Annotated in this window: 19 protein-coding genes; 7 read left to right on the top strand and 12 right to left on the bottom strand. The window is 59.0% G+C overall.

Features of this window, described 5'->3' with window-relative positions; translation table 11 throughout:
- Window positions 1-78: 78 nt before the first annotated feature.
- The 5 genes from G7W63_RS18595 to G7W63_RS20145 form a co-directional block, all read right to left on the bottom strand.
- Window positions 79-2,130: a nitric oxide reductase activation protein NorD gene (locus tag G7W63_RS18595; protein WP_166261920.1), complete on the bottom strand. Its 2,052-nt coding sequence runs from the start codon at window positions 2,128-2,130 to the stop codon at window positions 79-81.
- 35 nt (window positions 2,131-2,165) lie between these two features.
- Window positions 2,166-2,990, bottom strand: a complete 825-nt coding sequence (locus tag G7W63_RS18590) for a CbbQ/NirQ/NorQ/GpvN family protein (RefSeq protein WP_242634494.1) — start codon at window positions 2,988-2,990, stop codon at window positions 2,166-2,168.
- Window positions 2,987-4,351, bottom strand: coding sequence for a cbb3-type cytochrome c oxidase subunit I (locus G7W63_RS18585; RefSeq protein WP_166261918.1), 1,365 nt, complete (start codon window positions 4,349-4,351; stop codon window positions 2,987-2,989). The genes G7W63_RS18590 and G7W63_RS18585 overlap by 4 nt, the downstream gene beginning before the upstream one ends.
- Window positions 4,352-4,412: 61 nt before the next feature.
- Window positions 4,413-5,243, bottom strand: a complete 831-nt coding sequence (locus G7W63_RS18580) for a c-type cytochrome (protein ID WP_166261916.1) — start codon at window positions 5,241-5,243, stop codon at window positions 4,413-4,415.
- Between the two features lie 14 nt (window positions 5,244-5,257).
- Window positions 5,258-5,383: a hypothetical protein gene (locus tag G7W63_RS20145; protein ID WP_278185434.1), complete on the bottom strand. Its 126-nt coding sequence runs from the start codon at window positions 5,381-5,383 to the stop codon at window positions 5,258-5,260.
- Between the two features lie 276 nt (window positions 5,384-5,659).
- Between G7W63_RS20145 and G7W63_RS18575 the strand changes: the two genes are divergently transcribed.
- Window positions 5,660-5,875: a hypervirulence associated TUDOR domain-containing protein gene (locus G7W63_RS18575; RefSeq protein ID WP_166261915.1), complete on the top strand. Its 216-nt coding sequence runs from the start codon at window positions 5,660-5,662 to the stop codon at window positions 5,873-5,875.
- A 120-nt stretch (window positions 5,876-5,995) separates the two neighbouring features.
- Window positions 5,996-6,520, top strand: coding sequence for a hemerythrin domain-containing protein (locus G7W63_RS18570; RefSeq protein ID WP_166261913.1), 525 nt, complete (start codon window positions 5,996-5,998; stop codon window positions 6,518-6,520).
- Window positions 6,521-6,575: 55 nt separating this feature from the next.
- On the opposite strand, the gene G7W63_RS18565 is transcribed toward G7W63_RS18570, so the two are convergent.
- Together G7W63_RS18565 and G7W63_RS18560 are read right to left on the bottom strand one after the other, a co-directional pair.
- On the bottom strand, window positions 6,576-7,265 hold the full coding sequence (locus G7W63_RS18565; protein WP_166261912.1) for a hypothetical protein: 690 nt from the start codon (window positions 7,263-7,265) through the stop codon (window positions 6,576-6,578).
- Window positions 7,266-7,319: 54 nt separating this feature from the next.
- Window positions 7,320-8,078: a CLCA_X family protein gene (locus G7W63_RS18560; protein WP_166261910.1), complete on the bottom strand. Its 759-nt coding sequence runs from the start codon at window positions 8,076-8,078 to the stop codon at window positions 7,320-7,322.
- 177 nt (window positions 8,079-8,255) lie between these two features.
- On the opposite strand from G7W63_RS18560, the gene G7W63_RS18555 reads away from it, so the two are divergent.
- Window positions 8,256-9,911, top strand: coding sequence for a GMC family oxidoreductase (locus G7W63_RS18555; protein ID WP_166261908.1), 1,656 nt, complete (start codon window positions 8,256-8,258; stop codon window positions 9,909-9,911).
- Window positions 9,912-9,977: 66 nt separating this feature from the next.
- On the opposite strand, the gene G7W63_RS18550 is transcribed toward G7W63_RS18555, so the two are convergent.
- Together G7W63_RS18550 and G7W63_RS18545 are read right to left on the bottom strand one after the other, a co-directional pair.
- Window positions 9,978-11,282: a PQQ-dependent sugar dehydrogenase gene (locus G7W63_RS18550; protein WP_207308997.1), complete on the bottom strand. Its 1,305-nt coding sequence runs from the start codon at window positions 11,280-11,282 to the stop codon at window positions 9,978-9,980.
- A 109-nt stretch (window positions 11,283-11,391) separates the two neighbouring features.
- Entirely contained in the window at window positions 11,392-11,634 is a 243-nt protein-coding gene (locus G7W63_RS18545; RefSeq protein WP_166261906.1) for a hypothetical protein, read from the bottom strand.
- 120 nt (window positions 11,635-11,754) lie between these two features.
- Here G7W63_RS18545 and G7W63_RS18540 point away from each other — a divergent pair, with 120 nt between their 5' ends.
- Window positions 11,755-12,498, top strand: a complete 744-nt coding sequence (locus G7W63_RS18540; protein WP_166261904.1) for a sulfite exporter TauE/SafE family protein — start codon at window positions 11,755-11,757, stop codon at window positions 12,496-12,498.
- A gap of 31 nt (window positions 12,499-12,529) precedes the next feature.
- On the opposite strand, the gene G7W63_RS18535 is transcribed toward G7W63_RS18540, so the two are convergent.
- Window positions 12,530-14,635 (bottom strand): 4Fe-4S binding protein, encoded by a 2,106-nt coding sequence (locus tag G7W63_RS18535; RefSeq protein ID WP_341273696.1) that lies wholly within the window; start codon window positions 14,633-14,635, stop codon window positions 12,530-12,532.
- 183 nt (window positions 14,636-14,818) lie between these two features.
- Between G7W63_RS18535 and G7W63_RS18530 the strand changes: the two genes are divergently transcribed.
- On the top strand, window positions 14,819-15,448 hold the full coding sequence (locus G7W63_RS18530; RefSeq protein ID WP_166261902.1) for a metallophosphatase domain-containing protein: 630 nt from the start codon (window positions 14,819-14,821) through the stop codon (window positions 15,446-15,448).
- A gap of 42 nt (window positions 15,449-15,490) precedes the next feature.
- Here G7W63_RS18530 and G7W63_RS18525 read toward each other — a convergent pair whose 3' ends face one another.
- Window positions 15,491-17,167 (bottom strand): methyl-accepting chemotaxis protein, encoded by a 1,677-nt coding sequence (locus tag G7W63_RS18525; protein WP_166261900.1) that lies wholly within the window; start codon window positions 17,165-17,167, stop codon window positions 15,491-15,493.
- Window positions 17,168-17,342: 175 nt separating this feature from the next.
- On the opposite strand from G7W63_RS18525, the gene G7W63_RS18520 reads away from it, so the two are divergent.
- On the top strand, window positions 17,343-18,809 hold the full coding sequence (locus tag G7W63_RS18520) for a DUF3336 domain-containing protein (protein ID WP_166261898.1): 1,467 nt from the start codon (window positions 17,343-17,345) through the stop codon (window positions 18,807-18,809).
- A gap of 133 nt (window positions 18,810-18,942) precedes the next feature.
- Window positions 18,943-19,227, top strand: coding sequence for a YebG family protein (locus tag G7W63_RS18515; protein WP_166261896.1), 285 nt, complete (start codon window positions 18,943-18,945; stop codon window positions 19,225-19,227).
- A 23-nt stretch (window positions 19,228-19,250) separates the two neighbouring features.
- On the opposite strand, the gene G7W63_RS18510 is transcribed toward G7W63_RS18515, so the two are convergent.
- Entirely contained in the window at window positions 19,251-20,147 is an 897-nt protein-coding gene (locus G7W63_RS18510; protein ID WP_166262403.1) for a DMT family transporter, read from the bottom strand.
- Window positions 20,148-20,292: the final 145 nt, after the last annotated feature.

The following is a 20,292-nucleotide window of genomic DNA, read 5'->3' as shown; positions in this document are numbered from 1 at the left end:
TGTAATATCCTGTTAAGAATCAGCTCTCTCTAAGAGCAGGGTGCGGATAGAGCGTGGCCAGGTAGGGAAGCCCTGGCGCTAAGCTGTCACCAGCCGTTTCATCCAGTTCAGCAAAGCCGAGGACAATAACTCAGGTCGGGTCAGCAAGGCGTAGCCATGCGCCCCGAAAACCCTGGGAAGATAGTTTGCGGCCTGGCGATCAATGGTCAGACAGAAACAGTGAATGCCCTGCAGGCCGGATTCGGTAACCGATTGGCGCATGTCCTCCACCCCATACCGACCTTCATAATCGTCTTTATCGCTGGGCTTGCCATCCGATATCAGTAGCAGCAGACGATGGGCTGCAGGCTGGCGCATCAGGCCGGCGGTGGCATGGCGTATGGCAGCGCCCGCCCGGGTGTAGTGCTGGGGCTCCAGTGCGCTGATCCTTAGCGCTACTTCGTTGCTGTAGTGCTCCCCAAAGTCCTTTATCTGGCGCACGGTGACAGCATCAGGTCCTTCACCGGAAAAGGCCTGCACCGAATAGGGTTCGCCCAGACCCTCCAGCGCAGCACATACCAGCAGAAGTGCTTCCCGCTCGACATCGATGACCCGTCGGTTGGCCGATACCCAGCTGTCCGTGGAACCGCTGATGTCGATAAGGAGGGTGATCGCCATGTTGCGTTCAGCCGTGCGCCGGGTCTGGTACAGGCCCTCCGCCATGTATTTGCCAGCGCGAAAATCCGCGTAGCTGTCGATATAGGCATCGAGATCGATATGGTCTCCGTCGAGCTGTTTCCGCCGAGTTACCCGCCGCGCCTGGAGCATCTCGAAACGTTTGCGAATGGCGGTCAGCATGGACTCATGAGCCGCGAGGGTTGTGTCCACCCATTTCTGTGAGCCTGCCTGTGACGAGAGCAGCCGAACGGTCGAACCGGGCTCACGGTAGATACGCCTACGGCAGTCCCATTCCGGATAGCTGAACCCCTTACCCTCGGCTATGGCAGCCTTGAGTTCCTGGCGGGCACGGGCGTCGGGCGGGTCATCGGACAAAAGCACTTCCTTGGGTCGGCCCGGTGTCGATACCAGACGCGCGTTGGACAGCTCAGACACCATATCGCCAAATTCATCAGCGCTGGTTTCCTGGTCCCGATCTGTCGGGCGCTGGAGACCAAAGGGGTCTTCAGCATGCTGATGAGGTTCGTCCGCCTGCACCATCCAGATGCCGGGCTCCGGGTTCTCTTCCTTTTCCTCTTCGGTGGCCTCGCGCTCATCCGGCCGTCGTGCAAGCCGGGCGGACCTGGGGGCACTGTCTTCCGGCTCAGCTGCCTGATCGTTTCCGCCGGCCACTGGCAGTGTTTCAACAGTGCCAGGTGGCGGACGTAACTCCCCGGTCCACCAATCCTTCACCAGCGGCAGCGGTCCGAGCTGGTGTTCAGTGATGCCGGTGGGTAGCAGGTGAAAGTCTTCTATCACCCGACGGGCGTTGACCAAAGACTCCTGCGGTTCAGATGCAATGGGAATGGCGCTGTCCGGCGCGCCGCATTCACTGCCAAGAAGCCTGCGCAGGAACAGCTCAAGAGGCTTTCGGGAGTCAGGGAACTGGTCGAGTGCCGGTCGCGCTTTCAGTGCGTACCGGCGCAGGGTGTCTACCGAATGTTTCAGCCCCGGCAGCAGTTCTGCCAGTTGCTCGTCAGCCGCGTAGGCCTCAAGCAGAAGGTAGACATCCGCCAATAATGGGCTCAGCTGGGTGACCGGCACCTCAGCCCCGCCCCGGCGCGCCCGCACTATCTGCTGCAAGGCCATTGCCCGGTATAGCTCGGCGCCGAAGGCAGTATCCACTATGCCGGAATCAGGCGGTAACCATAGAGAGTCGCCGTTTGTGGCGGGGATGGCACCTTGTCGCCGGGGCCGGCGGTGGTAACGGAACAGCATGGCAAGCAGGGTGGCCCGGGCAGGCAGCTGTGCCGCGCGCAGGGTGTAGCTGCGGTCAAACACGGCTGTAATTAGAAGATCCAGCCGGGAAGCTACATCAACCAGCATCACGGTCTGTGGCTGGTCCGGCGGACGCCTGTGTTTACGCCAGAGTTTCTGAGCATATACCGTAGCATACCGGGCCGCGTCACTGACGACTTCCTCGGCTTCAGCCATGGTTTGCCACCAGGGCGTGCCTGCTCCGGGACAGGCTAGACAAAGGTCGCGTCAACCAGATCACGCATGGCTCCTACCAGCGATTCGTCATCAGATAACGGAGAGATAAGTCCTGCATAGCAGGCTTCGCGGATGGGTATACCTTTCGCTGCCAGCAACGCGGTCGCTATCAACAGGCGGGTACTCGGGACTTCTGCCAGACCTCGGTCCCGCAGGACGCGGATCCGATGGGCCAGCGACACCAGGGCGTGGGCAGTGGCATGGTCTGCCCCGCTTTCCTCCCTGATTATGGCAAGCTCCCGCTCGGCCACAGGGAAGTCCAGATCCATCGCGACGAAACGCTGGCGTGTCGAGGGTTTAAGATCTTTCAGCATGCGCTGGTAACCTGGGTTATAGGAAACGACCAACTGGAACCCCGGCGCCGCCTTAACGGTTTCACCGGTCTTGTCGATTGGCAATATCCGCCGGTGATCCGTCAGTGCATGGAGAATAACGATGGTGTCCTGGCGTGCTTCAACCACCTCGTCCAGGTAACAGATGGCGCCTTCCCGGACGGCCCTGGTAAGGGGTCCGTCATGCCAGTGAGTGCCGTCATGGCGGATCAGGAAGCGACCGATCAGATCGCTGGCAGCCAGATCGTCGTGGCAGGGAATGGTGACCAGCGGCCGCCCCAGCCGCCAGGCCATATGCTCCACCAGGCGGGTCTTGCCGCACCCGGTGGGACCTTTGAGCATGACAGCGAGATTTTGGGCATGGCACTGCTCAAATATCTCGATTTCATTACCGGTTGGCAGGTAGAAAGGCTCTGCGCCCGGACTCTTGTCACGGATTTTATGCAGCGTTTCGGTAGAAACGATCACGCCGTTCGCTCGTGACCGGTGGTCGTCACAAGCGTCTCCTCAGAAGTCTCAAAGTGAGGCCGGTACCGGAAAAAATCATAGATAAACAATGCCACGCCCACCGTGAACACCGAGGCCGTAGCGATCAGCATCAGGAAATGAACCTGGATCTTCAGTTGGGCATCCAGATACCCCATGCCCATGATTCGCTCAAGATAGACCTGGCCAAGGCCTGCAGTCGCGAACGACAGAGTCATGCCGAACATACCGGCCAGTTGCAGCCAGAACGCCCAGTAGCCAAGCGTGGTGCCGTTCTCCGCACGGTTGGTCATCTTCGGCAGCACATAAGTGATCATCGCCAGCACGATCATGGCATAGGCGCCATAAAACGCCGCATGACCGTGCATGGCCGTTATCAGGGTGCCATGGGTCCACTTGTTCACCGCGGGCCAAGTATGGGCCAAGCCTAACAGGCCGGCACCAAAGAGCGCGAAGACGGCGCTTCCGATGGTCCAGTGCAGAGCCAGGGTGTTGGGGTGCGCCAGACCTGACCGACGCATGGCAGCGTAGGCAAAGGCCGCCATACCCGCCAGGGCCGCAGGTTCAAGAGCACTGAACAGCCCGCCGATGGGCAGCCAGTACTGGGGGACACCAACCCAGTAATAGTGGTGAGCTGTACCGAGTATGCCGGCGATGAACACCAGCCCGACAATGACGTAGAGCCACTTTTCCATCACTTCCCTGTCCGCCCCCGACAGCCTGATCAGAAGATAGGCCAGGAACGAGCCCATGATCATCATCCAGACGCCCTCCACCCAGAGGTGGATAGTCCACCAGCGGTAAAAGATAGAGACGGTATAGTTCTCGTAGTGCAGCAAAGCCGGGAAGAACAGCACGGCCGAGCTGAACAGCCCGATCAGCAGAACACCTTCTGTGGTGGTGAAACGGCCTGACTTTTTGATGGTCATGCTGATGTTGTAGAGAAAGATCAGCATGCAGATAACGATCACGATCTTGTGAGGCAATGGCTGTTCCAGCAGTTTGTTGCCGGTGCCGTAGCGGAACAGATAGCCGATGATCGCAGTCACACCCATGCCGGTCCACAGAATCAGCTGTAGGTAGGCGAGCTTGACGCTGTGCAGTTCAGTCCGCGACTCATCCGGAATCAACCAGTAGGTGGCGCCCATAAAGCCTGTCAGCACCCAGACAATCAGCAAGTTGGTATGAATCACCTTGGTGACGTCAAACGGCAGAATATAGAGTAGCGGATCCGGGCCCAGATATTTTGCGGCTGACAACAGGCCAAATACCAGCTGGAGCCCGAACAGCACCATGGCGACCGCAAAGTACCAGTAGGCGACGGATTGCGATTTGTACCGCATTCTTATTCTCCTTGAAGTTTCTGGCTTCCTGCCTCGTATGTTGACGAGATACGGTGAAGCGTTATTTAAGCGTTGCCAGATAGGCGGTCAGTTGGCTGAGCTCATCCTCGGAGAGGCTCTCGTCGTAACCGGTGGGCATGAAGGAGGTGCCGCCTGAAGAGTACATCTCGCCCGGAACCAGATGTGCACTGGGGGCCACAATGGACTCACGGATGTACCCTTCAATGTCCGTTGCGTCACCCTCATACTCCGGTGAATTGAGGGTTTCCTCAGCACGGGTCGCCATACCTGCCAGCGACGGGCCGGCCATATCGACACCCGGTTCAATGGAATGGCAGGAAGTACAGCCCGGCTGGGCGGTACGGAATATCTGCTCGCCCTTGGCCCGCGGGTCGTCTTCCGCGTCCACCGGTGTGGTGCCCTCGGGCTGGCGCTGCGCAACCACACCCGATGACATACCACTGCCCGTGACCGTAATGGGGCGTGGAGGCCACCCCTGGTTGTCCACATTCGCAACCCAGTCAAGAAACTTGATCAGGTCCGCTATCTCTTTCTCACTCAGATCCTGGGTCGGCATGAGACGACGATGGATTTTCTCGTCATAGAATTTCGAGGGGTCACGCATGTAGGCGGTAAGGTAGGCATCACCACGATGCTGCGTGATCTTGGTCAGATCAGGTGCATAGTAAGCGCCTTCACCAAACAGGGTATGACAGTTGATGCAGTTGTATTTGTGCCAGACATCCTTGCCGTGGGTCACTTCCGGCGTAATCGCGTCGGCATTCGTCAGCTCACCGAACTGGCGGTGACTGTCGAGGGTCAGCACGAGAAACGCCAGTGCTGCTATGGCGGTAGAGGCAATCGCGAAAATCCGGGCCTGTCGGTTAGTCATGGCTATCCCTCACCCTAAACGGTGATGCCGGTCCAATGCATAATTGAAATGGAGGCAGCGTAGACAATGCCCGACCCCATCAGGAGCAGAACCAGATAGCTGACTATCCGTAGCGGTCCGTAGAATTTTTTCTGTTGCATCCGACCTCCTGTCAAATGTGGACTTTTTATTTTTCAAGCAGCTGGCTCAGACGGCCCATGCTGTTAACCAAACCCTGACATGTATGTTTAGACCAGGAACTGTCGATAGGCAAATAACGCCATCACAACTTTAATGGTTCGGCTGATGATGGTCGGGTTTTGGTCCATTGCTCAAGACAAGGAGATTTGAGAACGTAACCTTGACCAGTTGTAAGCGAGCGCTGTAAGGTCATAAGGAAACGATACCGGAAAGCTATCATGTGCAAGGGGCAAGCCATGGCACAACGCTTCAAAGTGGGCGACCACGTCACCTGGAATTCCGAAGCCGGCCACGTCAGTGGACGGATCATTCGTGTTCACACCAGTGATACGGAATACAAAGGCCACAACAGGCGAGCCAGCGAAGACGAACCGCAATACGAGATCAAGAGTGATAAAACCGATCATATCGCGATGCACAAGGACAGCGCCTTGAGCAAGGTCGACAGCTAGCGTCGCTGTTTCGGCACCAGCTATATCATGTTTCCCCGCAGATCCAGCAAAGCCCGCTTGCCGCTCATTAAGATTCATGCTAAATATATCTTTGTACGAAGACGACATGAGGACGCAGCTATGACAGACCGGACAGCTTCACAGAATGGCCCTGAGACAACCTCCACCAGCATCGATGACCACGCCATGGCCAAGCTGGACACGGACTCGCTTCTTGGTTTAATTACAGATGAGTACCATGCCAAGCACACTGAACAGCTTGAGGAGCTACACAGACTGGCTCGAAAAGTTGAAGTGGTACACCGCGAACACGCTGATGCGCCCCATGGCCTGACCCGTTTGATTAAACGTTTCGAGCAGGAATATCTGGAACACCTGGAACGGGAGCGGGAACACGTATTCGCCAAGATGGCCGGAGACCAGCCACCTCAGCCAAGCACGCCGATCAGCCAGATGATCACAGAGCACGAAGTCCTGAACGGAATACTGGATGAAATCCGAGCGCTCACCGATGGCTATCGAGCTCCGGAAGGGGCATGCCGGTCCTGGCAGCGCCTGTTTAATGGACTCCAGGATCTGGACCTCAGCCTCACCACCCAGGTTCACCTGGAGCAGGATGTTCTTTACCCGAGATTTCAGTTCTGAGCACCAGAGGTAGGCTGCTTTGGTCACGAAGAGCCGCCGGTAAGCAATGGCGCTGCTAGAACCTGACCTGCAAACCCGCCTGCTGTGGGCTGACGTACCAGCTGTACTGCACGTCAAGCCGGCCCCTGCCCATCTGCAGGCTCAGCTCGCCTCCGGGTGCGGCTCCCAGGCGGGAAAGCGACCTGGGCTGGCTCCAGAGGGTGAGTTCGTTGACCAGCATGCCGGTGGCGAAACTGATCGCGCCGTCGCCCGGGCGGTCATCTCCGATGGCAATGACCAGGCCGCCGAGCAGGTTGACCACCAGCGGGCGAATGCGGGCATCCAGGCTGCGAAGCCGGCGCTCTTCTGCTGCCACCTCAGCCCTTAGCTGCTCTGCCTGCTTCAGCGCCTCCGGGTCGCCTTCGTCAGCCAGCCGGTTAAACCGTTCAAGAGCCTCTGCATGGGGTTGTGGACTCAGAAATGTCTCTGCCAAGGCCAGAGCGGATTTGACTCCGGCCACCTGGGCGTCCAGCCGTGCTTCAGAATCCGAGGGATCCTGGATTACATAGACACTGTGGGCCAGGGAAATACCATAGACCGAGCCCCAGCCGACGCTCCAGGCAGTGCCATGGCTGGCCCCGCGTTCAAAGGCGGAACGCAGATCGTGCCACCGGTCACTGCTCTCCCGGGCCTGAGCAGACGGGAGTATAAGGAAGAGTACCAGGAAGCATCCGAGGCACTGGGCGAGTTTCTGTCTGCGATTCATAACCGGTTCCAATCATGAGCGGGCCGAACACGTGCCCAATCATACCCTGAAACCTTACCCGGCTTTGCCCTGCTGTCGATAAAGTGCGGCTCCCAGCGTTGCGAAGTATCGGCCAAAGGCGCCATTGATTCGCCCACGCTGCTCTCCCTGTGGGTAAAGCCCCTCCTTCGCTTCCCGGGAAAACCGGCTTCCCGAGACCAGAAACCGGTTATGTGGCAGGGCATCCTCCACAAAGGCTTCAAAAGCCCTGGCCGCCAGCTCTTCCGGCCTGGCGTAGTAGAGCACCCCACAGGCCCGGTCCGCCTGTCGCGAGCACAGGAAAAGCTCGCTGGGGTCGGTGCCCTTTTTATTCAGGAGGATCGCCTTGAAGCACTCCGCCAACAAGGTGTTCAGGGGGTGTGGACTCATGGTCCGGCTGTTTATCCAGGCCTTGCTGGCAAAGGTCTGGCCAGGGCTGCCGGGGAAAGCCTTGCCGGCGATATAATGGTCAAATCCGTGGAACCATTCGTGGGCCAGGCTTCCGGCCCCGGCGTTCTTGGCCAGCGCCAGTTGCCTTGTCGCGGGGATATAGTGAGCTGAGACCCCTGGCCTGCCGCCAATACCATATTGCAGCCCCAGGTTCTGCCGTAACGAAATCAGTTTTTCCGGTGCCTGCAGCAGACCCATCAGATCACACAGGGCCTGGTAGAACAGGACCGCAGCCCGGTCACGTTCGGGCTCCGTTACCCAGCGCCCGATTTCTATACTGCGAAAGTCAAACCGGCGCCTGATGGTGATAAAACTGATGGGCTGGACCTGGGGCATGCTGCTCATGAAAACTGTATATTTAGACAGTAGTCTGGCTGAGTGGGTACGGGTGGTCAAGGGCGCGGCCTTCCAACTAATGTATCGGTCGGGAGTTCAGCATCCGTGACTGCATTCCGCTAGACTGAACCAAACGAGAATTGCACAACAAGACAATAACGCCAGAACAAGCGAGACCCGGTAACAATGCCCGAGCATGAGTTTGACTACATCGTCGTTGGCGCGGGTACCGCGGGCTGCCTGCTCGCCAACCGCTTGAGCGAGAACCCCGCCAACCGGGTGTTGCTCGTGGAAGCCGGCGGCCGGGACAACTACTACTGGATCCATGTTCCTGTAGGTTACCTCTACTGCATCAACAACCCCCGCACCGACTGGCTCTACAAGACCGAGCCGGAACCCGGACTCAACGGCCGATCGCTGATCTACCCCCGGGGCAAGGTCCTCGGTGGCTGCTCAAGCATTAATGGCATGATCTACATGCGCGGCCAGGCCCGGGACTATGACCACTGGGCTGAGATGTGCGGCGACGAGGCGTGGCGCTGGCAGAACTGCCTGCCGGATTTTATTCGTCACGAAGACCATTACCGGCTGGACGACCCGACCACCTCGAAAGATTTCGAGCCCTTCCATGGTCATGGCGGTGAATGGCGGGTCGAGCGCCAGCGGCTGAAGTGGGCGGTGCTCGATGATTTCGCCAAAGCGGCCCAGCAGGAGGGTATTCCGGCCACTGACGATTTCAATCGCGGCAGTAATGAAGGCGTGGCCTATTTCGATGTGAACCAGCGCAGTGGCTGGCGCTGGAATACCGCCAAGGCTTTCCTGCGGCCGGTGCTCAACTCGCGCCCCAACCTCACCCTGTGGCACAGCACTCCAGTACGGCGGCTCCTGTTCAGTCACTCTGAAGGCCAGAAACCACGCTGCACTGGTCTCGAGCTCGTTCACCAAGGTGAAACCCTGAGGGTGTCGGCAACCCGGGAAACCGTGCTCAGCGCCGGGGCCATCGGTACACCCCAGTTGCTCCAGCTCTCGGGTATCGGACCGGAAGAGCTCCTTCGCCAGCATGGCATCGAGCCGGTGAACCTACTGCCCGGGGTGGGCGAAAACCTGCAGGATCATCTGCAGATACGGTCAGTCTATAAAGTGAGCAATGCCAAGACCCTTAACACCATGGTGTCTACCCTGTGGGGCAAGCTGGGCATCGGCCTGGAGTATCTCGCCAGGCGAACCGGGCCCATGAGCATGGCACCGTCGCAACTGGGTGCCTTCACCCGCAGCTCGCCCGAGCACGAGTTTCCCAACGTGGAATACCACGTCCAGCCCCTGAGCCTGGAAGCCTTTGGCCAGCCCCTGCACGACTACCCGGCCATCACCGCTAGCGTGTGCAATCTCAACCCGACCAGTCGCGGCCATGTGCGGATCCGGAGCGCCGACCCGACCCAGGCACCGGCCATCTCACCCAATTACCTGAGTACCGATGAAGACCGGCAGGTCGCTGCAGATTCCCTCCGCCTGACCCGCCGCATCGCCCAGCAGCCGGCTTTTGCCCGCTACGAGCCGGAGGAGATCAAACCCGGGGTTCAGTATCAGACCGACGCAGATCTCTGGCGGCTGGCCGGGGACATTGGCACAACGATCTTCCACCCGGTCGGTACGGCAAAGATGGGCAGGGAGGACGACCCGCTGGCGGTCGTGGACTCGCACCTTCGGGTTCACGGTGTCACCGGCTTGCGGGTGGCCGATGCCAGCATCATGCCCACCATTACCAGTGGCAACACCAACTCACCCACCCTGATGATTGCCGAGAAGGCTGCTGGCTGGATGCTTTCCGAAGAGAAGTCGTAAAAAAGCCCACTGTGGAAGTGGGCTTGGCTGTTTACACAGCCCTTTAGTCGGTTACACCTCTGGTCTTCAGTTTTGCGCGTCTTCTTCAGCTTCAGGAGCCGCTACCGGGCGACCGGCATCGGTCCGCTCCGGGATAAGCCGCAGCAGCTTGCCTTCTTCTGCGTCCACAAGCGCATAGATGGAGCCATCGGGGGCCTGCTTCAGATCCCGTATCCGGCGTTGCATGTCGATGCGTTCCTCAACTGCGATGCGCTCGTCGTCCAGTTCCAAACGGACAATAGACTTGGACGACAGACCTCCCACTAAGAGGCTGCCCTGCCATTCGGGAATCAGCGTGCCGTCGTAGAACATGGCACCAGAGGGCGAAACCACCGGTGTCCAGGTGCGTATCGGATCTTCAAACTCATCGGTGCCAGGATGGCCCGGAATGGGGTCGCGGTTGTACTGGGCGCCATTACTGACCGTTGGCCAGCCGTAATTCTTGCCCTTTTCTATCAGGTTGACCTCGTCGCCGCCGAGCGGTCCCATCTCGAATGTCCAGAGCTTGTCTGTCTCCGGGTCAAAGGCGGCCGCCAATATGTTTCGATGGCCATAGGACCAGATATCACCCCGGGCGTCTTCTTCATCAAAGGAGGGATTGTCCTCCGGGTTCGAGCCGTCCCGGTTGATCCGTATGACCTTGCCAAGGTTGGTGTTCAGATTCTGTGCCGGTTCAAATCGCATGCGATCACCGGACATGATGAAGAGCTTGTCATCGGGTCCGAACACCATGCGATGGCCAAAGTGACCACGGCCGATGGTCTTGGGCTCCTGGCGCCAGATCACCTCAACATCCTTCAGCTGGTTGCCGTCAAGCGTGGCCCGGGCAACCGCACCGCCGCGAAGGGTGGACCGGGAGGTGTCGATGTAATCAGCAAACCGCACGTCTTTGGTATCCCGAAGGTCCTCAGGCTGTTTGTCGGCCGCTTCAGTGTAAGAGAGGTAGATTCGGTTATTGCTGTCGAACTCCGGATCCAGAATCACATCCAGCAGGCCGCCCTGGTCCCCGGAGCCCTCGTAGTGCACCTCTGGAACGCCCTTGACCGGGTCGGACAACTCGCCATCGCTCCATACCCTCAGGTTCCCGGGTTTCTCGGTAATCAGCATCCGGTTACCGGGCAGTATCGCCATGCCCCAGGGAAATTCCAGGGTCGCAAGTTCCTCGATTTCGATAGTGCCCCCCTGCATACCCACCTCGTTAGGTGGCTCTTTGTCTTCAGACTGGGCCTGGACGGGGGCAGATACGGCTAATGAGATACCAAGTATCAACGTGGCAAGGCAGGTTTTTCGGGGCTGGTTGGAAAACTCATGGGCAATATGATTTGTCGGCATCGTGATCATCCTGTTCACGTGGAGTTACAGTGGTAACTGCAGAATCCCACCAACGTCCTGCTATCCTAGAATAGCCGGAGCGCAAGCGTCCAATCGAAAGCAGGCTTTTTCAGGTCTGATGCTTTTCTTCAACCGGGGGGGACAGTTTCTGGTGGGCCCAGAGAATGCCAAGGACAAAGTGCAGGGCTGCCGCCATCCAGGGTGCCGCAGAGGGCAATAGCTCAGCAAAGGCCGGACGCGAAATGATCCAGTAGGCCACCGCCGCCGCAATACAGCCCGCCAGTACGCACAGCAGATTCCTGATCATCGGATTTTTCATCGTCGCCTCAAACAGTGATTTCGACGTATTCATTCAACCTCCTGGCTCAATCTCTACGGGCAGGCGGGAGTGTTCGCCTGGACAGGTTGCAGGCTAACTATCAGTATAGGCGCTTGACCAGCCCTCTTTCGAAAATGCCACGAGGTTGTCGACATGCCCGCTCCCTTCGATACCCTCCTATTCTGGCTGCTGGCAGTGGTGGGCGTCATTCTTACCGGCATATCCAAATCCGGATTCGCCGGCGGAGCCGGGGTACTGGCTGTGCCGCTGCTGGCGCTGGTCATTCCCCTGCCCATGGCGACGGTCATCATGCTGCCGGTGCTGTTGTTCATGGATGCCAAAACCATACAGCTGTACCGTCGGCATGCCAGCCTGGAAACACTCAAACGCATTGTGCCGGCGGCGCTTGTGGGCATCGTGCTAGGTGGCCTGGCCATGGGCGTTCTGGCGACGTCGGCTCTGGAGCTGATCACCGGGGTTATTTCCATCCTGTTCGCCAGCTGGCAGAGCATTTCCAGCTCCCTGCAGCGCTTTCAGCAAGCCGGCTGGTTCTGGGGCACGGTATCCGGCCTCACCAGTACCTTAATACACGCAGGCGGGCCCCCCATCAACGTCTATTTTCTGGGCAGGCAATTGCCGAAACTAGCGTGGCTGGGAACAGCGGCCGTTCTGTTCGGGGTGATGAACCTGGTGAAAATCGTGCCTTACAGCCTCAACGGCTTCTGGCAGTGGCGCCTGCTGTTCATCTCACTGTTGCTGCTGCCGGCAGCCTGGGTCGGGGTAAAGCTGGGGCACAGCATTCAGGGCCGGGTAGACGGTGCCACCTTTACCCGGATCTGCCGTGTGCTGTTACTTGTGTCCGGCGCAGGCCTGGTGGTGAAAGGCCTGTTTTTCTAGCGCGACGTTTGGCTCTTTGCGTTGGCCCGGCTCAGCCAACGTTTACGGCCTGGATCCGGGGCCGCTGCTGCTTGGCCTTGAGCAGGCTGTCCACGCACTGGGTGTCATCACGCAGAATAACCACGCATTCGAGGCATTGAATGCACTCATCGTAGTCAATCCGGCCATCGCTGCGGATGGCGTTGATTTCGCATTTGCGCTTGCACATCTGACAGGGCGACCCGCACAGGTCCACCCGTTCCAGCCAGCTGAACAGGCGTAACCGGCCCAGCACCGCCAGGCCCGCACCCAGCGGACACAAATAGCGACAGAAGAACTTGTGCACGAACATCCCCACCACCAAGAGCCCCACTGCGTAGAGCACGAAGGGCCAGTAGCGCCAGAAAAAGAGTGTGATGCTGGTTTTGAAGGGTTCCACTTCCGCCAGCTGCTCTGCCAGTGTCAGGGAATAGAAAGAGGTGCCGACCAGACCTATGAGGATCAGATATTTGAGGCCGATCAGTCGCCGATGCCAGCGTTCCGGCACCCGTCGTTGCCGGATGGACAGCTTCTTGCCCAGCCAGGAGGCCATTTCCTGAAGGGCTCCAAAGGGACAAAGCCAGCCACAGAACAGGCCTCGGCCCCAAATAAACAGGGTAACAAAGGTGTAGATCCACAACAGGAAAATGACCGGGTCCAGCAGGAACACGCCAATGTCAAAACCATCGTAGATCGACAGGAAGAGCGTGAATATATTGACCACGGACAGCTGGCCCTGGGCGTAGAAACCGATGAAGAACAGGGTGAAAAACAGGAAGGCCCAGCGGAACCGGTGAAGAAGCCTGGGATAGCGGCTGAAATACTGCTGGCGCGCAAAAAACACGGTCAGTACCACCAGGCTGACCACCAGGATGGTTATCTGGACCCAACGGTCCTGCCACAGGCCCACCCAGGCCGCCTGACGCACCACCTCTGGGGTGGCCTCAACCGGCTCGAACAGCTCCTGGGGCAAGTCAAGCCCAGTTCGGAACGAGGCCCGGTCAACCACCAGGTGGTTCCGGGGCAAGGCCAGGCTCAGCACAAGGGAGGCCTCAGCGCCGGGGTTGAACCCGCCGCTGCCGCCCATCTTGAACAGGTGAGCCTTGTCAAAAGCGGGCATGCCGCCGGCCTGAAAGCGGGTATCACTGTCGAGCCGGTTCATGTCCCGAAGCTCTACCACCAGCTGGCCCTGCTCCAGAAACAGACGTCCGGCCGAGGTGCCAGGCTGGAAGTCGTCAGGCACATGGGTAAACAGCCCGCGGGACATCACGGCCAGCATCTGCTCACCGGGCTTCAGATCAGCCATCAGGCGCCCATAGGCTTCATCCCCCAGCAGGTTACGCCCCACCATGGGGGCGTTGGCGTAGCCGAAAAAGATCTCGGTAAATGGCTCGCCCGGCTCTGGCTGTGGCACAGCCGGGTATCGGTCCAGCCCGCTGCCGATACTATCTTCCGCCTCCTCGACAGATAGCCGCCAGTGACCGATGTAATGGCGGTCGAGCAACTCCTGCCAGCTCAGCTTCTCATACAGGTCTGCTTTGGGGCGGGCAGCAGGTGCCTGGGCGAAAGCCTCCAGGGTGTTGCGGGCCACCTTGAGAGCCGAGGACAGAATGGTATCGTTGATGATAATGACGGAGATGGTCGCCGAAGTGACACCATCGAAGTAGACCACGCCGCCTTCCCCTGCTGCGTCGGTGCCGGCTTTTTTGCTGTTGACCACAATGTGCTCGGTAAGAGACCGGCCAGTGTACTGATCCACAAAACCAAACAGGGGCTCCTCGCCCAGGCCGTGGAGGAACACCGGCTCATGATGGTTCAGCACATGCACACCGGCGAACAGCCCATCCACACTGATGCCGATCAACAGGTTGATGGGCTTGCCGGAGTAGCCGGCCAGATTGGTGACATCCCGGGACTCATAGGCATAGCCCAGCAATTCGTTGAGCTGATAGACAGGATATACGGGGTAATCGTCCCGCCTGGGATCGATGCGGGTAGCCTTGGGGAACAGCTCCATGATCAGAGCCTGCTGCCCGTCAGGCACTTCGGCACTGGCAGGCATGCCCAGGAGCGCGATCAGCACCATAATCAACAGGGCGTTCAGGTTAGAGAGGTGCACGGCCAGGCTCCAGGCTTTTATTCTTTTCGCCTTTCAGTCTCAACACCCCCCGAGCGACTCACAACGCTACTTCCGGGGTATTTACCCCCTACTCCGGTAGCAGTTGGCCACTTAAGAGCCTTAGCCGGGGATGATAGACTCACAGATCAACCTGAACCCATGATTGTGCGACATGAGGTACTCATGAGAATTGTCATGATCTCCGACACCCATAGCATGCACCGGCAAGTGAAGGTGCCTGATGGCGATCTGCTCATTCACGCCGGCGACTGCCTGGGCGTGGGCACACTGGAAGAAGTGGAGGATCTGAATGACTGGCTCGGGACGCTACCCCACCGCCACAAAGTGGTGATTGCCGGCAACCATGACTGGTGTTTCCAGACGGATCCCGAAGCCGCCAGGCAACGTTTGACCGAGGCGGTCTACCTGGAAGACAGCGGCACAACCATTGAAGGTCTGAAACTCTGGGGCAGCCCGTGGACACCGGTATTCTTTGATTGGGCCTTCAACCTTGAGCGGGGCGATGCCCTGGCCGAACGTTGGGCCCGGATACCGGACGATACCGAGGTACTGATCACCCACGGGCCGCCCGCGGGCATCCTGGACAAGGTTTCAAACGGCAGCCACGACGAGAGCGTTGGCTGCGCCGACCTGCTTGCAGCTGTTGAGCGGGTAAGACCGAGACTGCATGTCTTCGGCCATATTCACGAAGGCTATGGCCGCCATGAGACAGAGGCCACGGCTTTTATCAACGCCAGCACCTGTCTGGCCAGTTTAAAGCCCCTGAACCCACCCGTCGTAATCGATTTTTGAGCCGGGCCAGAGACGACTCTGGCCCGCTCTCCCACGGTATCTTTAAACCTTGAAGCGGGTGACCAGATGGCGCAGGTTCTCGCCCAGGCGAGCCAGTTCCAGACTGGCATCGTTGGTCTGGGTGACACCGGTATCGCTCTGCTGGCCTGCATCCACAATGCGCACTACGCTCTGGTTGATCTCTTCACTTACCTGGCCCTGCTGCTCGGCAGCCGTGGCTATCTGGGTCACTTGCTCGTGAATGGTGCCGACAGAGCGCTCTATAGTACGCAAGGCGTCGGTAGCGTGATTGATACGCTCCACGGTTTCGTCAGACCGGCTTCTGGACCCTTTCATTCGCTCAACGGCGCTGCGGGTTTCGGTGACAAAGCCATCGATCATGTCGCGGATCTGGGTGGCCGACTCGGCGCTGCGACGGGCCAGTTGACGCACCTCATCGGCAACCACCGCGAAGCCCCTGCCATGTTCCCCGGCGCGGGCCGCTTCGATGGCAGCGTTCAGCGCCAGCAGGTTGGTCTGGTCGGTCACCGCGTGAATGACGTCCAGCACCTGCTGAATATCATCGGATTTGGCCGCCAGGGCATCAATGCTCTTGGCAGTGCTGGCGATCTCCTCAGACAGTTTATTGACCGAAGCCTGGGCGTTGGTGATGGTTGCCCCGCCTTCCCGTGCCAGTCGGTCCGCGTCTGAGGCGGCGCCTTCCACTTCGTTGGCGTTGGCGGCAATCTGCTGGACAGTGGCAGCCATCTCGTTGATGGCAGCGGCAATCTGATCCGTTTCCGATCCCTGCACCTGAACAGACTGCCGGGTTTCGGTAGCCACGCGGCTCAGTTCTTCCGCCGCGGAAGCCACCTGCTCGGTGGTGGCGCCCACTTCGCGGATGGTGTCCTGGATCTTGATCACAAAGGCATTGAAGCGGCGGCCAAGCTCGGCAAGCTCGTCATTGCCCTCAGCCGGCAGACGCTGGCGCAGGTCGCCTTCGCCTGCGGCTATCCCCTGCATCAGGTTACTTACCCTGTTCAGCGGCACCGTGACCGAGCGGCCCACTAGAACGCCAATCGCTATGGCAACCAGGCCAATCACCAGGGCTGCCATGACAAAGAAGCCCAGAGCTGCCTCGGTCTGATTATCGATATCTTCCTGCACCACAGCGAGAACGCGCTCGATGTCGGTAGTGTAGATGCCTGCGCCCATCATCCAGTCCCATTCCGGGATTTCGATGGAATAGGACACCTTGGGCTCCTCTGCACCGGAACCGGGGTTAGGCCAGTTGTAACCGTAGAAACCGTCCTTGCGCGCGGCGGCGAAGATATTGGTGACAAGGTCGCGCACCACCGGCTTGGTGGTCGGGCCTTCCGCTGCCGGATTGGGCCGGTAGGCTAGATTAATCAGTTCCCGGTCATAGGCAAATACATAGTTTTCATCACCAAAGGTCATGGCCCGGATCCGGTCACGGACTTCCTCTTTGGCCTCGGCCTCGGTCAGCGAAGGGTTGTTTATCGCGTCATAGACCACCGCCCGGGCACTTTCGACCACGTTCTTCAGGCCTTCCTTGCGGGCTTCGAGCAACTCACTGCCTAGGCGCTCAAGCTCAGCCTGACCATTGGCCTGAATCTGGGCAACAGCGATCCACGCCAGGGCTGCCGCTGTAATAATAACAGGGACCAGGACTCCGAGGAGTAGCCGGGACCGGATACGCAGGCGGCTTAGAAAATTCATTAATAATGCTCCTTAAGGACAATTATCGGGATTTTATGCACAAGCGTTCCGAAATCGCTGTGTGGTTTGTGTTAACTCCGGGTAACCAGGTGTTGTCGGAGCCCGGGCAGGGCCACAGCGGTAGGATCTTTTTGACGACATACCAGTCAACACCCTGGTGGGTTAAGGTGGCGTCATGGCTAACACAGATAAACGCTACAAAAGGCTTCAACGTCAGCTTGATGACGCCCAGACATATGAAGAATGGTTCTTTGCCGCCGAGGCTCTGGATGAGCTGGACGGGCACCTCGCCTGGCGGGAGGAGACTGGCACCGAGTTACTTCACGAAGAACTCATCCGTGATCACATGAAGGCCATGCGGCGGCACCGGAAAAACGGCGAGACCCGGACCCTGACCCGGGTTCTGCAGGAGAGCCTGTACCGGCACCTGGGCGAGCTGTCCAATCCGGACCTCTACGCGGTTGCCCGCACCGGCACCAAGTATCTGGCGACCGAGTTTCTGTTGGAAGTGGAACGGTCGATGCGCTTTATCTGCGACAACCCGATGCCAGGCATGTCCTCAGAGCAAAGCCTCCGCCTGTTCCGCGCTGCTGAACGAGTGTATGGCAGGCCGGCCCTGATGCTCAGCGGCGGCGCTGCGTTCGGCATCTATCACCTGGGAGTCACGCGGGCACTCTGGCGCCAGGATCTGCTACCGCGGGTTATTGCCGGCTCCAGCATGGGAGCGATCATCGCAGGCGCCATCTGCAACCGGACCGAAGACGAGCTCGAGGACTTTTTCGAAGATCCCGAGACGCTTCATCGGGATGCCTTTGACTGGCTATCCCCGAGAAAGATCTGGAATAAAGGCGCGATCATGGACCAGTCGCACCTTCATAAGCATATCCTTACCAACCTGGGCAGCCGGAGTTTCGGGGAGGCCTCGGAACGAAGCGGACGTACGCTTAACATATCTGTCTCTCCCACTCGGACCCGGCAAAAGCCCAGGCTGCTAAACGAATTGGCATCGCCTGAAGTGCTGGTGGACTCCGCCGTGCTGGCGTCCTGTGCCGTGCCGGGCATCTATCCCTCGGTCATGCTCAAGGCCCGGGACCGGCTCAAGGGCGGCGACGCCGTCCGCCCTTACATGCCGACAGAACGCTGGATGGATGGTAGCGTCCATGGCGATCTGCCATTGATGCGCATGGCACGACTGCACAATATCAACAAGACCATCGTAAGCCAGGCCAACCCCCACGTGGTACCGTTTATCAGCCATCACCATGAGCGTGGTGTAAAGGCGTCACTCAAACAGGCAGGCCTGTCGCTGCTCCATTCGCAGGTATCGGTCGCACTGGAGCTGACCCGCAATACCTGGTCCTCCACCCTGGTCAGGCCGTATCTGGAGCAGGCCCATGCCATGACCACCCAGAGTTACCTCGGTGACATCAACATTCACTTTCCGTTTCGACCTGCCCTGTACCGCAAGATCCTGTCCAATCCGAGCATGGAGGATCTGGCCATGTACATCCGCCTGGGCGAACAGGCCACCTGGCCTCGTATTCCCATGATTCGGGATCAGATCCGCATCAGCCGGACCTTTGCCGAGTGTATAGAGAAACTCAAGAAGAAGGCCGGGGCGGAGCGTGGCCAGGCAGAGTGACCCCCGGGGGCCCTGAGTTCGCTCAGGCTTGTTCTGGGGATGCTGTATATAAAAACAGTATGATACACTGCCGTCCTGAATGAACTGTCTTACCGGCACGCCTGTGTCCGGTAACCCACCGGAGATTCAATGCATGGCAGTTAAAGCACTTTATTACTCGGAAAGGGACGGGCTGGAAATGGCGCTGAAAAATGCCGACAAGATGCTGTTTTCCTCCAAGGCCGAGGCCGATGCCCGTGACCGCATCCTGGAGCTGTCGGAGGAAGTGACCGTGTTTTTGCAGAAACGCGTCAGTGGTCTGTCCGAAGAACTGGCCGAGCAATGTGCTCTGGCCATTGCTGAAGAGAAAGACCTTTTTGCCCGGGCCCTCAAGAAGCCGGAGTTGCTGAACGAAGCCTCGTCAAATACCGAGACCTGATCAGGCCTGTTTCCAGGTTGTGGCTATTCGGTTTTCGCCGGCGATGCCGCCCGGGGCAATGCTCGGGGGGTCATGACCAGGTAGACGCCGGCCACCGTTATGGCTGTGCCGAACAGGGCCAGCCAGCCCAGCTGTTCATCGAACAGGAGCCAGGCTTCCAGTGCCGTAACCGGCGTGACCAGATAGAACAGACTGGCCACCTGGGCTGAAGCGCCGCGGCGAATCAGGGCCAGCAACAGGCCGATGGCCCCCAGGGACAGCACCAGCACCAGCCAGCCCAGGGCGAAAAACAGCTGGGGAGTCCATTGCACTTCCATGGTTTCCAGAGTAACCGCCAGCAGCCCGAAGGCCATGGCCGCCGCACAGTACTGCACAAAAGCGCCGGTGATCAGATCGGTATTGCCGCAATATCGTTTCTGGTAAAGGGTGCCCGCCGAGATACCCACCAGGGACCCCAGGGCAAAGAATACCGCCCATAACGGGAAGCCATCAAACAGGCCGGCGGAGTCCGGTGCCACTTTTTCCCCGAGCACCATGACCACACCGGCAAGGCCCATCAACAAACCCAGCCAGACTCTTGCGCCTATCTGTTCCCGGAACACCAGCACCGCCAGCACGCCGGTAAGAAGAGGCTGCAGGCCAACCACCAGCGCCGTCAGTCCGGCGGGCATACCGGCCTCAATGGCCGAAAACACGCCGCCGAGATACACCCCGTGCACCAGCAGCCCGGTCACCCCAAGGTGAAGAGCCTGGCGCAGGCTTGCCGGCCAGCTCGGTTTGAGAAATGCCATCAGTACTGCCAGACAGGTGAGCGTCAGCAGCATGCGGTAGAACAACAGGGTAAACGGCTCGGCATAAGGCAGGCCGAACTTGGCACCGATAAAGCCGGTGCTCCACAGCAGCACAAAGGTGACCGGCATCAGCCTGAGCCAGATACTATCGCTGGCCAGCGTCACAGGTCTCGTCCGCTAGTATTGAGTAGAGTAGGCATCCGCCCATCATGCCAGAGATCACCGGCATTACGGCAGTACAGATGCCGGGCCTTATGCATTACAGAAGCCCATG

The sequence above is a fragment of the Marinobacter salicampi genome, assembly GCF_011074795.1.
Lineage (GTDB): Bacteria > Pseudomonadota > Gammaproteobacteria > Pseudomonadales > Oleiphilaceae > Marinobacter > Marinobacter salicampi.
This window is presented reverse-complemented; position numbering and strand designations above follow the sequence as displayed.